Source organism: Yersinia sp. FDAARGOS_228 (genome assembly GCF_002073315.2).
GTDB lineage: Bacteria > Pseudomonadota > Gammaproteobacteria > Enterobacterales > Enterobacteriaceae > Yersinia > Yersinia intermedia.
In genome coordinates, this window is sequence record NZ_CP020409.2 from 1,997,699 (window position 1) to 2,012,063 (window position 14,365).

The window sequence follows — 14,365 nt, forward strand, 5'->3', positions numbered from 1 at the left end:
ATAGATTTCAAGGTGTAGGAAGGCGGCAAACAAGAGAACCCCGATGAGCTTACACGAGTAAGTGATTCGGGTGAACGAGAGCGGCCAACACACCTGCAATTTGAAAGATGACGGGTATATGATATTAACGTTTCAATGCATCACTAATCTCATCGCTCATCGCTTGAACGATAGATTTAACAATTCGTGGATTACCGGCTACGATATTGCCAGAACTGAAATGGTTATGACCGCCAGCAAAGTCAGTCACGATGCCGCCTGACTCACGTACCAACAGTTCGCCACCAGCAAAATCCCATGGCTTCAGACCAATCTCAAAGAAACCGTCAACACGGCCTGCGGCTACATAAGCCAGATCCAGTGCCGCTGAACCGGTGCGACGGAAGTCTGCACACTGCTCAAACAGTTTACCCACAACGCGCAGATAAGCCGGCGCATGTTGTTTTACTTTGAATGGGAAACCGGTCGCCAGAATAGTACCGTCTAAATCTTTCGCATTGGTGCCACGCAGACGATAGCCATTTAATTGAGCGCCCTGACCACGGGTGGCTGTAAACAGTTCGTTACGCATTGGGTCATAAACCACCGCAACTTCGGTACGGCCTTTGATACGAACAGCGATAGATACAGCGAAGTGAGGGAGGCGTTTGATGAAGTTGGTAGTGCCATCCAGTGGATCAATAACCCATTGTACATCATCGTCTTCGCCAACCAACTCACCGCATTCTTCACCAATAATGGTGTGTTTTGGGTAAGATTTACGGATAACCTCGACAATCAGGCGTTCTGCATCACGGTCTACATTAGTAACAAAGTCGTTAGTCCCTTTCTGGCTCGCTTCGACAGCGTCCGGGGTTTCATAATTTTTGGCAATCAGGTTACCGGCCTTACGCGCAGCGCGTATGGCGATAGTCAGCATCGGATGCATGGGTATCTTCCACTAGGATGTTAAAGAACGAGAAACGGCGCGTAGTATAGCAGGGGTTCTGATAAATGCCTATACCCGTCACCCTTCAAGATGCAGAGGTGTTGGCTGCCCTTATTTGCCCTGGTCACTTAGTTATCTAAGCTCCCAGGGACTCACTCGGTTGCCGCCTGCCTGCAACTCGAAGTAGCTTGGGTATATGTCTGTGTTAAGATATGGCGATTCCCCGTTATCTTCAGAGTTTGTATGCTACACAATATTCGTATCGTTTTGGTCGAGACCTCACACACTGGTAATATGGGCTCGACAGCCAGGGCTATGAAAACCATGGGATTAACCAATTTGTATCTGGTCAATCCTTTAGTCAAACCCGATTCTCAGGCGATTGCACTCTCCGCTGGTGCCAGCGATGTCATTGGTAATGCTACTATTGTCGATACTTTAGATGAAGCATTGGCTGGGTGTAGTCTGGTTGTCGGTACCAGTGCTCGTTCACGCACCTTACCTTGGCCAATGTTAGAGCCGCGTGAATGTGGTGTGCGTAGCGCCCACGAAGCAGAACATGCTCCGGTTGCCTTGGTATTTGGCCGCGAACGGGTGGGGCTAACAAATGATGAACTACAAAAGTGCCACTATCATGTGGCGATTCCGGCAAACCCCGAATACAGTTCATTGAATTTGGCAATGGCCGTGCAAATTTTAGCCTATGAAGTGCGGGTAGCATTCCTTGATCGCCAGCAGGCTACGGCACCGGCAATAGAAGAAGAGGAAGCCCCTTATCCTTTGGTGGATGATCTGGAGCGTTTTTATCTGCATCTGGAGCAGGTGTTATCCCATACTGGTTTTATCCGACAGGCTCATCCAGGCCAGATTATGAGTAAATTGCGCCGTCTGTTTACCCGTGCACGCCCAGAGGCTCAAGAGCTAAATATCTTGCGCGGTATGCTGACATCCATTGAAAAACAGGATAAATACCCACAGCATGATGCGGCTAATAGTGCGCTAGATAACAAAAAATAAGGCTTTATATCAATTGGTTATTATTAAAATTCTGCCATATTATTCAAAATGGAATGAGTTAATAATACTTGAGTGAATTACTAGGTTAAATAGTTGACTAAAACACTCAAGAATGTCAAAATTCTGGCTTGTTTTCACCAACAGGTAATTTTAGCTATGAGACTGACATCCAAAGGCCGTTATGCCGTGACCGCCATGCTTGATGTGGCATTACATTCCCAGGACGGGCCAGTTCCTCTGGCAGATATTTCTGAACGCCAAGGGATCTCATTATCCTATTTAGAACAACTGTTCTCACGGTTACGCAAAAATGGCTTAGTTGCCAGCGTTCGTGGTCCAGGTGGCGGTTACCTGCTGGGTAAAGATGCATCAGCAATCGCAGTAGGTGCAGTAATCACCGCTGTAGACGAATCTGTCGATGCTACCCGTTGTCAGGGTAAAGAAGGCTGTCAGGGCGGTGATCGTTGCCTGACTCACACCTTATGGCGTGATCTGAGTGAGCGCATCAGCAGCTTCCTCAACAATATCACGCTGGCAGAGCTGGTAAATAACCAAGATATCCTAGAGGTTGCGGATCGTCAGAATAACGATACGCGCCGTACGGCTAATGGCCGACCGCAAGAGACGATTAACGTTAATCTGCGCGCATAAGCAGAATCTGCGGAATTTTACGTTTTGGAAGTGATGTACGGAGCATAAGAGCAATGACCGAATCAAAAATAAAGACACCGATCTATCTGGATTATGCAGCAACTACCCCGGTAGACCCTCGTGTCGCTGAAAAAATGATGCAGTATCTGACTCTGGACGGTATTTTCGGTAATCCCGCCTCGCGTTCTCACAAGTTCGGCTGGCAGGCAGAAGAAGCCGTTGATATTGCACGTAATGATATTGCTGCTCTGGTAGGTGCTGACCCTCGCGAGATTGTCTTCACCTCCGGTGCAACTGAGTCTGATAACCTCGCAATAAAAGGTGCGGCTAATTTCTATCAAAAGAAAGGCAAGCACATCATCACCTGTAAAACCGAACATAAAGCGGTGTTGGATACCTGTCGTCAACTGGAGCGTGAAGGCTTCGACGTGACTTATCTGGCACCCCAGTCTAACGGTATTATCGACCTGAAACAGCTTGAAGCGGCCATGCGTGAAGACACTATTTTGGTCTCTATCATGCACGTGAATAATGAAATCGGTGTGGTGCAGGATATCGCTGAAATCGGCGAAATGTGCCGCAGTCGCGGGATCATTTTCCACGTCGATGCGACGCAAAGTGTCGGTAAATTACCAATTGATCTCAGCAAATTGAAAGTTGATTTGATGTCCTTCTCTGCCCATAAAGTTTATGGTCCGATGGGCATTGGCGCACTGTTTGTTCGCCGTAAACCACGCATTCGCATCGAAGCACAACAGCACGGTGGTGGTCATGAGCGTGGTATGCGTTCAGGCACCTTACCAGTCCATCAGATAGCCGGTATGGGTGAAGCTTACCGTATCGCCAAAGAAGAGATGGAAAGCGAAGCTGCGCGTCTGCGCGCATTGCGCCTGCGTTTGTGGAATGGTTTGAAAGATATCGAAGAAGTTTACCTGAATGGCGATTTAGAGAATGGCGCACCTGGCATTCTGAACATCAGCTTCAACTATGTTGAAGGTGAGTCGCTGATCATGGCGCTGAAAGATCTGGCTGTTTCATCGGGTTCAGCCTGTACCTCCGCGAGTTTGGAACCTTCTTATGTGTTGCGTGCGTTAGGGATGAACGACGAACTGGCTCACAGTTCAATTCGTTTCTCTCTGGGGCGTTTCACCACTCAAGAAGAGATCGACTACGCCATTGCGCTGGTGCGTAAATCCATTGGCCGTCTGCGTGACTTGTCCCCGTTGTGGGATATGTTCAAACAGGGCGTGGATATCAGTAGCATTGAATGGTCTCACCATTAATTCCAGACTTTAAGACTCAGGAGTAATCACATGGCTTACAGCGAAAAAGTAATCGATCATTACGAAAATCCACGCAACGTCGGTTCATTCGACAACGCAGATCCTACTATTGGTAGTGGCATGGTTGGCGCACCCGCTTGTGGTGATGTCATGAAATTGCAGATCAAAGTCAACGAAGCCGGTATTATTGAAGATGCTCGTTTCAAGACTTATGGTTGCGGTTCAGCCATTGCTTCCAGCTCTCTGGTAACTGAATGGATGAAGGGTAAATCTCTCGATCAGGCTGAAGCGATCAAAAATACTCAGATCGCCGAAGAACTGGAGTTACCGCCAGTCAAAATTCACTGCTCGATTCTGGCAGAAGATGCCATTAAAGCAGCTATCGCCGACTACAAAAGCAAACATACTGCCAAGTAGTTGTAACATAGGTTATCAATTGTTAGCAGAGTTGAGGAAGGTGTATGTCGATATCAATCAGCGACAGTGCTGCACAACGGGTCAGTGCCTTTTTAAATCACCGTGGTAAAGGCTTGGGTCTGCGCTTGGGCGTAAGAACATCGGGCTGCTCAGGTATGGCATATGTACTCGAATTTGTTGATGAAATGAACGACGATGACGTCATTTTTGAAGACAAAGGTGTGAAAGTGATCATCGACGGCAAAAGCATGGTCTATCTTGATGGCACCGAATTGGATTTCGTCAAGGAAGGGCTGAACGAAGGCTTTAAGTTTAACAATCCGAATGTCTCAAGTGAGTGCGGATGTGGTGAAAGCTTTAACGTCTGACGCCTGTTTTTGTTTCTACCTCAGGTACTTGTGCTTCATACAGCTCTCTTGCATAACAAGAGGGCTGTATAATATTTGCTAAGCCATCACTATATTCCAGAGCATGCTATGGATTACTTCACATTGTTCGGGCTGCCGCCTCGCTATCTGGTTGACGGCAACCAACTCACTACCCGCTATCAGGAATTACAACGTCAATTCCACCCTGACCGTTTTGCTAACCAGCCTGAACGCGAGCGTTTAGCCTCGTTGCAACAAGCCGCCACCATCAATGACGCTTACCAAACCCTCAAGCATCCGTTAAAACGTGCCGAGTATATGTTATCTTTGCAGGGTTTTGATTTAGGTAATGAACAGCACACCATGCGTGATACTGCGTTTTTGATGGAGCAGTTGGAACTGCGTGAAGAGCTTGATGAGATTGAGCGCAAACCCGATGCTGAAACACAGCTTGCTGCATTCAGTAGCCGCTTAGCGTTGATGACGCAAACGCGCAGTCAGCAAATGGTGGAACAACTGGATAAGCAACAGTGGGAGCTGGCGGCTGATACCGTGCGTAAATTGCGTTTCTTGGATAAGTTACAACAGCAGGTTGAACAACTTGAAGAGCGCCTGTTTGATGATTTATCTCGATAGTTTAGTGAAGTGAAAAGTTGTATCTAATTGATAAAAATAAATAAAGATCAATTTATTGATGACTGCAATGCCCAGCTACTTCTTATTAGGGCGCGTCACTAACGTTTTTATATGCTCTAAATAATTCGAGTTGCAGGAAGGCGGCAAGTGAATGAACCCAAGGCGTTGAGATAACGCCTTGGGTGAGTGATGGCAGCCAACATACATGCAGCTTGAAGTATGACGAGTATAGATTGATGGAAGCTCAACATGGCCTTATTACAAATTAGTGAGCCTGGTTTAACTGCGCAGCCGCATCAACGTCGGCTGGCCGCAGGCATAGACTTAGGTACGACCAATTCATTGGTCGCCACCGTGCGTAGTGGTAAAGCGCAAACGCTGGTTGATGAGCAGCAGCGGGATCTTTTGCCCTCAGTGGTTCATTATCAAGCAAATAGTATTGATGTTGGTTGGAATGCCCGCAATCTGGCGGCATTGGACCCGGTCAATACCATCAGTTCAATTAAACGTATGATGGGCCGCTCTTTGGTGGATATCGTACAGCGCTATCCTAATCTGCCTTACCAATTCCAGCCCAGTGAAAATGGCTTGCCGATGATCCAGACTGCCAGCGGGTTGGTGAATCCGATCCAAGTGTCTGCGGATATTCTTAAAGCATTGTCTGCTCGCGCCCAGGCGGCACTGAGCGGTGATCTGGATGGTGTCGTGATCACCGTGCCGGCGTATTTTGATGATGCTCAGCGTCAGGGTACCAAAGATGCGGCACGTCTGGCGGGGCTACATGTATTACGTCTGCTTAATGAACCGACCGCAGCGGCCATTGCCTATGGCCTGGATTCAGGTCAGGAAGGGGTGATCGCCGTTTATGATCTTGGCGGTGGCACCTTTGATATCTCTATTCTGCGTTTGAGCCGCGGCGTGTTCGAAGTGTTGGCAACCGGTGGTGATTCTGCCCTGGGGGGCGATGACTTTGACCATCTATTAGCCGATTGGCTGCGTGAACAAGCAGGTATTGACTCCCGTGATGATCATGGCATTCAGCGGCAATTACTTGATGCAGCGATCGCGGCTAAAATCGCGTTGAGTGACGCTGAGGTTGCAGAGGTGTCCGTTGCTGGCTGGCAGGGGCAGATAACTCGTGGGCAGTTTGAATCGCTGATCACCGCGTTAATCAAACGCACATTAATGTCTTGTCGCCGTGCGTTGAAAGATGCCGCAGTGGCCCCTGATGAGGTGCTGGAAGTGGTGATGGTTGGTGGCTCAACCCGTGTGCCGCTGGTGCGTGAGCAAGTCGGGCAATTCTTTGGTCGCACGCCGCTCACCTCGATTGATCCCGATAAAGTTGTGGCAATCGGTGCCGCCATCCAGGCCGATATTTTAGTGGGTAATAAGCCCGATAGTGACATGCTGCTGCTTGACGTTATCCCGCTCTCATTGGGGCTGGAAACCATGGGTGGCCTGGTGGAGAAAGTTATTCCGCGCAATACCACCATTCCAGTGGCCCGTGCGCAGGAGTTCACCACCTTTAAAGATGGTCAGAGCGGGATGAACATCCATGTGCTGCAAGGCGAACGTGAATTGGTGCAAGATTGTCGTTCATTAGCCCGCTTTACCTTGCGTGGCCTACCGCCACTGCCCGCTGGTGGCGCGCATATTCGTGTTACTTTCCAGGTAGATGCTGACGGTTTATTGAGTGTCACTGCGATGGAGAAATCCACCGGCGTTGAGGCATCGATTCAGGTTAAGCCATCCTATGGGCTGTCTGATGATGAAATTGCCAATATGATTAAAGATTCGATGGCAAATGCGCAAAGTGATGTCAGTGCGCGTAAGTTAGCGGAGCAACAGGTCGAAGCATCCCGTGTGCTGGAGAGTTTACAAGGCGCATTGGCAGAAGACGCAGCATTACTCAGTGAGCAAGAGAGTACTGCTATCGCACAGGCGATGGCCTTATTACAGCAGCAGATGCAGGGCAACGACCCACATGCAATCGAAGCTGCGATCAAAGCGTTAGATACGCAAACGCAAGATTTTGCCGCGCGCCGGATGGATGCTTCCATTCGCCGAGCGTTGGCGGGTCATTCAGTGGATGAGGTTTAATCATGCCCAAAATAGTATTTCTGCCCCATAAAGACCTTTGCCCGGATGGTGCAGTACTGGAAGCAACCCAAGGTGAGACTATACTCGACGTTGCCTTGCGCAATGGGATCGATATTGAGCATGCCTGTGAGAAATCCTGTGCCTGCACCACCTGTCACTGCGTGGTGCGTGAAGGGTTCGATTCCTTACCAGAAAGCAGTGAGTTGGAAGATGATATGTTGGATAAAGCCTGGGGTCTGGAGCCGGAGAGCCGCCTGAGCTGCCAAGCCAGAGTGACCGACGAAGACTTGGTGGTTGAGATCCCGCGTTATACCATTAACCATGCTCGGGAACATTGATATGAGCTTAACATGGCAAGATACCCAAGAAATCGGCGAAGCACTTTACGACAAATTCCCTGATACCGATCCGAAAACCGTGCGTTTTACCGATATGCATCAATGGATTTGCTCTTTGGACGACTTTGACGACGATCCGCAGAAATCGAATGAAAAAGTGCTAGAGGCCATTCTATTAGTGTGGTTGGATGAGTTTGAATAAGTATTGTAGGGTCGCGAAAGCGGCCTTTTTTCTACCTGATCTGATACCTTATACAAAGAAATATTATTGGGTCCGCCGCAGTCAACACAGGGCTGCGTATAACTAGCTGAATAACAGCAAAAAATAATAATGAAGAGGTTGTCATGACAACAGAATTGATGCAAGTATCCCTGTCGCATAATCCGGCAGATGCCCGTTGGGGCGAGAAAGCGCTGTTGAGTAGCGATGCCGAGGGGATGACTATCCACCTGACGGGCAACGGTAAATTAGGTGCGATTCAACGTGCCGCGCGCAAAATAGATGGTCAGGGAATCAAACGCATAAAACTGGCCGGAGAGGGCTGGGGGCTGGAGCAAAGTTGGGCATTCTGGCAAGGGTTCCGTGGGCCAAAAGGTCAGCGCAGTGTGGAGTGGGCAGAACTGCCAGAGAACGAAAAAACTGAACTGGAACAACGCATAAAAATTATCGACTGGGTGCGCGACACGATCAACGCACCGGCGGAAGACTTAGGTCCAGAGCAATTGGCCAAAAATGCCATTGATTTGATGTGTGCCGTCTCGTGTGATGCGGTCAGTTACCGTATTACTAAAGGCGAAGATCTGCGTGAGCAGGGCTATGCTGGGATCTATACCGTGGGGCGTGGATCTGATCGTGCACCGGTATTGCTGGCATTGGATTATAACCCAACCGGTAATCCTGATGCGCCGGTAATGGCCTGTCTGGTAGGTAAAGGGATTACGTTTGATTCCGGCGGTTACAGCCTGAAGCAGAGCGCGTTCATGGACTCGATGAAATCTGATATGGGCGGTGCAGCCACCGTGACGGGTGCCTTGGCCTTGGCGGCGGCGCGTGGCTTGAAACAGCGCGTGAAGTTGTATCTGTGTTGTGCCGACAATATGGTTAGCGGTAATGCCTTTAAACTGGGTGATATTATCCGTTACCGCAATGGTAAAACTGTAGAAATCATGAATACCGATGCTGAAGGGCGTCTGGTACTGGCTGATGGCCTGATTGATGCCGCTGAACAAAACGCACCGCTGATTATAGATGCTGCCACTTTAACCGGCGCGGCCAAAACAGCATTGGGTAACGACTACCATGCACTGTTCAGCTTTGATGATGAACTGGCACAAGCGCTGCTGAACAGCGCGCAAAGTGAACATGAACCTTTCTGGCGTTTACCGCTGGCGGAATTCCATCGCAGCCAGTTACCGTCTAACTTTGCTGAATTGAATAATGTAGCGGGCGCGGCTTACAGTGCAGGTGCCAGCACTGCCGCTGCTTTCCTGTCGCATTTTGTGAAAAACTACCAACAAGGTTGGCTCCATATTGACTGCTCTGCTACTTACCGTAAAAGTGCAGTTGAACAATGGTCTGCCGGTGCTACAGGTTTAGGCGTTCGTACCATTGCTAATCTGTTGTTGGCGAAAGCTAAACAGTAAGTTTGGTGAATGAAGGGGCTAGCACACCTAAGGGCACTCCGGCAGCTCACGCCGCTACGACCCGAACGGTGCGCTTCCCCTACGTTTGGCTTTGTAAGCTACCAATGGGGCGCATTGACGTCCCTTTGTTCGATCTGCTCGACGTTTTTCGGAGTACAAGATGAGTTTGCTACAACCACCTGCCGATGATAACCACGATCACCATCACCATGATGAGGATCAGAGTCTGGAGTCGTTGTTAAAACTGGCGGCGACGGAGTCAATTTATCGTACTGCCTTTTTCCGCACACTATTGGATGCCACGGTGTTAGTGCTGGTGGCCGGCTCAGAACCGGGCGGTGAGGATAGCGAGATGACCTTCACTGCGGGCAATGGGGTGAATATTCTGCATTGGGAAAAGCAGGATGGTGAATCGGTCATTCCATTCTTTACCTCGATAGAAGTGTTGCAGCAGGCGCTGGATATCGCCGAAGATCAACAGATTGACAGTGAAAAACAGCCCTTTATTGCAATGCCAGTGCGAGTGTTATTTGAAATGACGCAGGGTGCGCACCTGTTCCTGAACCCGAAATCAGAACATGGTAAAGAGTTTTGGCCGCAGGAAGTGGCGATGCTATTGGAAAATGGCGGTTTAGCCCAACCGGCTGAAATGAGTGTGGATAAAGAGAGCCAAATCTTATTGGGCCAGCCGGAAGAGTATCCGGCGGTGATGGTTGATGCCCTGATCAAACTGTTCAGCCAGCGCAAACCGGTGCGGCGTGCTTTCCTGGCATTGATGCATGATAAAAGTGTGGATGAGCAGCCTAACTTACTGATTGGCTTGGAAGTAGATGCCTCGCCTGAGGAAATAGATCAACTGATTCAGGAAGCGGGTAATGTGGCCAGTGACCATGCACCAGATGATCGCCCGGTCGATTTCTGTCTGGTTAACGAGAAAGAGCGTGGGGTAAGCCACTATCTGATGACTCATACGCAGGCGTTTTATCAGCGCCGCTGGGGCAGTTGGCTGAGAAATGTTATTCCCTCGACCAGCCATTAATTCGCTGTTGGTGGGTCAGGTTAGGCCGATATAGGAAAGGGAGCCGTAACTGGCTCCCTTTTTTGACACACCATTCTCATTGCTACATGAAGAACTTAACGTGTTATTTAGAAGGTGTAAGCAACGCCCATATTAATGGTCATTGGGGTCGCAATGTTTTTACCTTTAGAGACTTTAACTTCAGAACCGATTGACAGGTTAGAGGTCAGGTTTACATTGACACCCACGCCCGCGTTAGCACGAGTCCCTTTCAGGCTGTTATCAAACATTTCGTTGTTAACCATCACCTTGTTACTGGCCATCAGGTCATGATCCACTGAGAAGATAGCGTAAGGCTTAATTTCAGTACCAGCGTTCAACACAAAGCGATAACCGGTGTTCATCCCCAGAGTACCAGTGGTAGAACGTGCGCCTTGGCTCTGTGCTTCCATGCCGTTAGACAGTTGGTACTGGCTCTTACCGGAGCTAAAGGTGTTCAGTGCGACATAAGGAGAGATATACATATCATTGATATTGATATGTTTACCCGCCTTCATGGCCAGACCAAGACCGGAGAAGTTAGTATTGCCGGTGGCGCTGCCGCCTTTAGCTGTCACATTGAGGTTCTGTTTAAACTGGTTAGTTTTCAGCACACCATTAATGTAATAACCGCTATTAGCCAAATATTGCGCGTAAGCACCCAATGAGTTGCTTTCCACACTGCCGCTGCTCTGGTAATCAGATTTGATATTTGAGCTGCTGTAGCTGGCGAAGCTACCGATACTGAATACGGCATTACCTAAATCAATGGCTTTATCGCCACCTAAAGTCATACCATTCAACTTCTGGTTGAAGTTGGTCGCGGTGCCTTTCACGTTATAGCTGTCGTTCAGGTAAGTGAGCCACACGCCGCTTTCGTTAGCCGACGAGCTTTGCTTATCCAAACGATTCTGAATCGAACTCAATTCAGCATTAAAGATAACCGGCATGGTATTGGCGACAGCCAGCACACCCGCAGTGCTTGGTGTCAGGGTTGTTTTATCAGCTACCAGTTTGAAGCCACCTTGACCATCACTGACCAGGTTGTGCTTATAGTTACCCAGATCTACCGGGCCATTAGCCAGTGCAAAGCGTGCGTTATTGGTGCCTGCCACATCAACGACATTCAGGTTAGCCGGAGCAACACCGCTGGCATCGATCTGAACGTTGAAATCACCATTGGCATCACCCGTTACATTCAGTGGTGCCGTGGTATGGCTGTGCAGGGCTGAACCCAGGTTAAAGCTACCGTTACCTGCCAATGAGCTCATGGTCAGTTGCGCTTTCGTTTGGCTCATATCGATAGAGCCACCCGCTAGCGTGACATCTTTAAAGGCGAATTTAGCGGGTTTGCCATTCATGGCGCTAAAGGCCGCATGGGAAGTTGGGTGTAGCCTGACATAAGGTGCATCTTCGGCCACCAGCACCATGTTACCGGCTAAATTCAGGTCTGCATTTTGGGTTACTGCACCGTCATGGACGCTCAGGAAACTGCCTTTATTAGCCTTGATGGTACCCGTGATAGTGGCATCTTTATTAAACACCGTGGTGCCACCATTTAATTGCATGTCTTCTAACTTACCGCCAATCAGTGCTAAGCCATCGTCAACTTCCAGCTTCATTGCCTGCATGCGCGATTTAAGTTCAAAGATACCGCCTCTTACTTTGGTATCGTTGGCAATCGCATCATCTTTAACCGTGAAAGTACCACCATTAACCGTCGTCCCAGTGGCTCCTGCACCCGTTTCAGCAGTGAAAACACCATCATTGAGTACAGTATTCATGGCGAGTGCTTTATTTTGTAGAGTTAAGCTCCCGCCGTTGATATTTGCTTTAGAAATAATAGTAATCTCTGTTGCGGTAATATCACCTTCGCTAACTATCTCATTGATATAAGAATACTCTCCGGCTGTAACCTTGCCACCTTTAGCAATCACCGCACCTTCTGATTTGGCTCGTTCAGTCTCACTTATCCCTTTAAGGCTCAACTGACCTTCTGCACCAACATTGGTATTTTTATCCGTACCACCGTTATTTTCCATAATGCCTTTGGTGATAACAGTGCTATTTGCCAATGCGCCAAGCGCCAACTTTACGGTGCCATCTTCGCTAACAATGCTGCCAATGATTTCGCCGTCTTTTTCCACATTTTGCGTGCCGCCCGATACTTGGGTATCGAGTGCAAAGGTTCCTGTAGCGACAGTTTGTTGCTCGGTGCTGGCAATTCTTTGCTCAAATGCAGGTATATCAATAGTCGTAGTCGTTACTTTCTCTAAATTAGCTAATTCTGCTGTCGCATTGTGCATTTCTGTCGTGCTGGTTGCGAGCTTATCCGCAGCGTCAGTTTTAATCTTATTGGCAGCAGTAACCTTAAACTCAATATCATTAAAAGCAACGTCGGCAGACTGATGTTTCTTGGTTGCGGCATCAGCTAACAGTTTTGCTGCTGCTGCATCCTTGATGGCCTTTTGCGCGTCTTCAGCCTTGGTTTTTTTGTCCACAGGCGTGTTTGGATCATCAATCAAATCCTGAAGTTGTTGTTCGAGATTTATTGTATTTTCATCCCAATTTCCATCGACAGTTTTAATCGCAGAGATTTTTTCAGTATCAAGTTGTTTTAAGTTATCTTCAGCTTGAGTTTTTTCTTTCTCAGCGAGTTTGAGCTTTGCTTGATTAAATTTTAATTGAGGAGTCAGACGTACGACATCAACACTTGCTTTTTTTTCTGCTTCTTCTGCTTTTTTATGCGCCTGTTCAGCAACAGCCAGCTCGTTGAACTTAACTTGTTTATCGGCAAAATAAGCCGCCAGTTTTTCCTTTTGTTCCTGGCTAATCACACCTTGAGTCAGGTAATTTTGTACCTTAGTCAGAGTATTTTGGCTTGCTTGTTGCTGCTGTTTGATTACGGTGACTTTTTGCTCATGTTCTGGCGAAATAGTTGAATTATCGTTGGTTAATGACGCAGTAAACAGTGAGTTGGCTTCTTCAGCGGTGAACTGCCCCGGCGCTTTGTTATTGAGCGAGGCTGTAAAAGCATCTTTTGCTGCTGCATTGAGTTTGTTCTTGTTGTCTTCGGTCTTGTCTTTTGCATAAGCAACAACGGCTTCTAACTGCGCGATATTTTTTTCAAATACACCTTTAAATGAGTCTAGTTCTTTGTTCGCTTGTTTTTGTTGTGCCGGTGCTAATGCAGCAATGTTGGTTTCATAATCCTTAATCTGCTGCTGGTGATCCTGTCGCATTGTTGTAATTTGCGACTCAGCCTCGGCAATCATCTTTGGTGTAATTGTTTGGCTTTCAGGAAAGATGCTTTCCAGCAAGATATCTTCAGGGGCTTTGGTGTTAATCACGGGGGTGTTAGCGGGCATGAGAACGCTGCCAGCATTCGCCATAACAGTAGTGCCTGAACCATTAGCAAAAAGTGGTGTGTGTTTGATGCTCGGGAGCGTAGATTGTTCTGTAAGAATTGGCATAACTGCCATTGCACCACCAGATATCAATGATGAGACCAAAATAGATAACGGCAATAAACGTGTATTTAATGTGTTGCGATGACCCATGGTTTTATACATTCCTATTTATAGATGAGTTTAAAAGACGAAATACTCAAAAGGGGTAATAACGACAAAATGTTGGATGAAATATAAATAGGTAAGCCGCTCATTCCTATTTATTAAAATATTAATTCAGGTGGTTTATATTAATTTGATTTTTAATTTTATTTTTCTGTGAGGGATGGCTTGTTTTTGTGTTGATTTTATTGGTTTTTATCTTGGATGCTGTCTTTTCTTTCATTGGTGGACTGAATAATTTAATTTTTATTAAAAAAATATTAAATAGGTTTTTGGTGTGCGTTGTTTAGAAATGGCGATATAAATGCGAGCCAATGCGCATTTTTTTATGAAGAGAATGACTTGATTCCTCCC

General features: G+C 47.7%; 13 protein-coding genes. 11 read left to right on the forward strand and 2 right to left on the reverse strand.

Annotated features, from left to right (window positions below):
• Positions 1-124: 124 nt before the first annotated feature.
• Positions 125-928 (reverse strand): inositol-1-monophosphatase, encoded by an 804-nt coding sequence (gene suhB / locus A6J67_RS09200; RefSeq protein WP_005192722.1) that lies wholly within the window; start codon positions 926-928, stop codon positions 125-127.
• 243 nt (positions 929-1,171) lie between these two features.
• On the opposite strand from suhB, the gene trmJ reads away from it, so the two are divergent.
• The 11 genes from trmJ to sseB all read left to right on the forward strand — a co-directional run bounded on the left by trmJ (position 1,172) and on the right by sseB (position 10,421).
• Entirely contained in the window at positions 1,172-1,945 is a 774-nt protein-coding gene (gene trmJ, locus A6J67_RS09205) for a tRNA (cytosine(32)/uridine(32)-2'-O)-methyltransferase TrmJ (protein WP_050073494.1), read from the forward strand.
• A 156-nt stretch (positions 1,946-2,101) separates the two neighbouring features.
• On the forward strand, positions 2,102-2,596 hold the full coding sequence (gene iscR / locus A6J67_RS09210; RefSeq protein ID WP_004707916.1) for a Fe-S cluster assembly transcriptional regulator IscR: 495 nt from the start codon (positions 2,102-2,104) through the stop codon (positions 2,594-2,596).
• A gap of 68 nt (positions 2,597-2,664) precedes the next feature.
• The gene (locus A6J67_RS09215; protein WP_032907967.1) at positions 2,665-3,879 is read left to right on the forward strand and encodes an IscS subfamily cysteine desulfurase; all 1,215 of its coding nucleotides are present in this window, start codon (positions 2,665-2,667) and stop codon (positions 3,877-3,879) included.
• Positions 3,880-3,909: 30 nt separating this feature from the next.
• On the forward strand, positions 3,910-4,296 hold the full coding sequence (gene iscU / locus A6J67_RS09220; protein WP_005159510.1) for a Fe-S cluster assembly scaffold IscU: 387 nt from the start codon (positions 3,910-3,912) through the stop codon (positions 4,294-4,296).
• A 44-nt stretch (positions 4,297-4,340) separates the two neighbouring features.
• Positions 4,341-4,664 carry an iron-sulfur cluster assembly protein IscA gene (gene iscA / locus A6J67_RS09225; protein WP_005192709.1) on the forward strand — a complete coding sequence of 108 codons (324 nt, stop codon included), beginning with the start codon at positions 4,341-4,343 and terminating at the stop codon, positions 4,662-4,664.
• Between the two features lie 108 nt (positions 4,665-4,772).
• The gene (gene hscB, locus A6J67_RS09230) at positions 4,773-5,300 is read left to right on the forward strand and encodes a co-chaperone HscB (RefSeq protein WP_032907957.1); all 528 of its coding nucleotides are present in this window, start codon (positions 4,773-4,775) and stop codon (positions 5,298-5,300) included.
• Positions 5,301-5,549: 249 nt separating this feature from the next.
• Positions 5,550-7,400, forward strand: a complete 1,851-nt coding sequence (hscA, locus tag A6J67_RS09235; RefSeq protein ID WP_050073495.1) for a Fe-S protein assembly chaperone HscA — start codon at positions 5,550-5,552, stop codon at positions 7,398-7,400.
• A 2-nt stretch (positions 7,401-7,402) separates the two neighbouring features.
• A complete protein-coding gene (fdx, locus tag A6J67_RS09240) occupies positions 7,403-7,738 on the forward strand; it encodes an ISC system 2Fe-2S type ferredoxin (protein ID WP_004713939.1) in 336 nt (111 codons plus the stop codon).
• A gap of 1 nt (position 7,739) precedes the next feature.
• On the forward strand, positions 7,740-7,940 hold the full coding sequence (gene iscX / locus A6J67_RS09245; protein WP_005191944.1) for a Fe-S cluster assembly protein IscX: 201 nt from the start codon (positions 7,740-7,742) through the stop codon (positions 7,938-7,940).
• Positions 7,941-8,083: 143 nt separating this feature from the next.
• Entirely contained in the window at positions 8,084-9,382 is a 1,299-nt protein-coding gene (pepB, locus tag A6J67_RS09250) for an aminopeptidase PepB (protein WP_005191941.1), read from the forward strand.
• 160 nt (positions 9,383-9,542) lie between these two features.
• Positions 9,543-10,421 carry an enhanced serine sensitivity protein SseB gene (gene sseB / locus A6J67_RS09255; RefSeq protein ID WP_042568419.1) on the forward strand — a complete coding sequence of 293 codons (879 nt, stop codon included), beginning with the start codon at positions 9,543-9,545 and terminating at the stop codon, positions 10,419-10,421.
• 107 nt (positions 10,422-10,528) lie between these two features.
• Here the strand turns inward: sseB and A6J67_RS23445 are convergent, their stop codons facing one another.
• The gene (locus tag A6J67_RS23445; protein WP_192945367.1) at positions 10,529-13,999 is read right to left on the reverse strand and encodes an autotransporter outer membrane beta-barrel domain-containing protein; all 3,471 of its coding nucleotides are present in this window, start codon (positions 13,997-13,999) and stop codon (positions 10,529-10,531) included.
• Positions 14,000-14,365: the final 366 nt, after the last annotated feature.

Excerpts from the sequence above, each read along its gene's own strand:
- suhB (WP_005192722.1), bottom strand. The coding sequence starts at position 928 with ATGCATCCGATGCTGACTATCGCCATACGCGCTGCGCGTAAGGCCGGT.
- trmJ (WP_050073494.1), top strand. The coding sequence starts at position 1,172 with ATGCTACACAATATTCGTATCGTTTTGGTCGAGACCTCACACACTGGT.
- iscR (WP_004707916.1), top strand. The coding sequence starts at position 2,102 with ATGAGACTGACATCCAAAGGCCGTTATGCCGTGACCGCCATGCTTGAT.
- iscU (WP_005159510.1), top strand. The coding sequence starts at position 3,910 with ATGGCTTACAGCGAAAAAGTAATCGATCATTACGAAAATCCACGCAAC.
- iscA (WP_005192709.1), top strand. The coding sequence starts at position 4,341 with ATGTCGATATCAATCAGCGACAGTGCTGCACAACGGGTCAGTGCCTTT.
- hscB (WP_032907957.1), top strand. The coding sequence starts at position 4,773 with ATGGATTACTTCACATTGTTCGGGCTGCCGCCTCGCTATCTGGTTGAC.
- hscA (WP_050073495.1), top strand. The coding sequence starts at position 5,550 with ATGGCCTTATTACAAATTAGTGAGCCTGGTTTAACTGCGCAGCCGCAT.
- fdx (WP_004713939.1), top strand. The coding sequence starts at position 7,403 with ATGCCCAAAATAGTATTTCTGCCCCATAAAGACCTTTGCCCGGATGGT.
- iscX (WP_005191944.1), top strand. The coding sequence starts at position 7,740 with ATGAGCTTAACATGGCAAGATACCCAAGAAATCGGCGAAGCACTTTAC.
- pepB (WP_005191941.1), top strand. The coding sequence starts at position 8,084 with ATGACAACAGAATTGATGCAAGTATCCCTGTCGCATAATCCGGCAGAT.
- sseB (WP_042568419.1), top strand. The coding sequence starts at position 9,543 with ATGAGTTTGCTACAACCACCTGCCGATGATAACCACGATCACCATCAC.
- A6J67_RS23445 (WP_192945367.1), bottom strand. The coding sequence starts at position 13,999 with ATGGGTCATCGCAACACATTAAATACACGTTTATTGCCGTTATCTATT.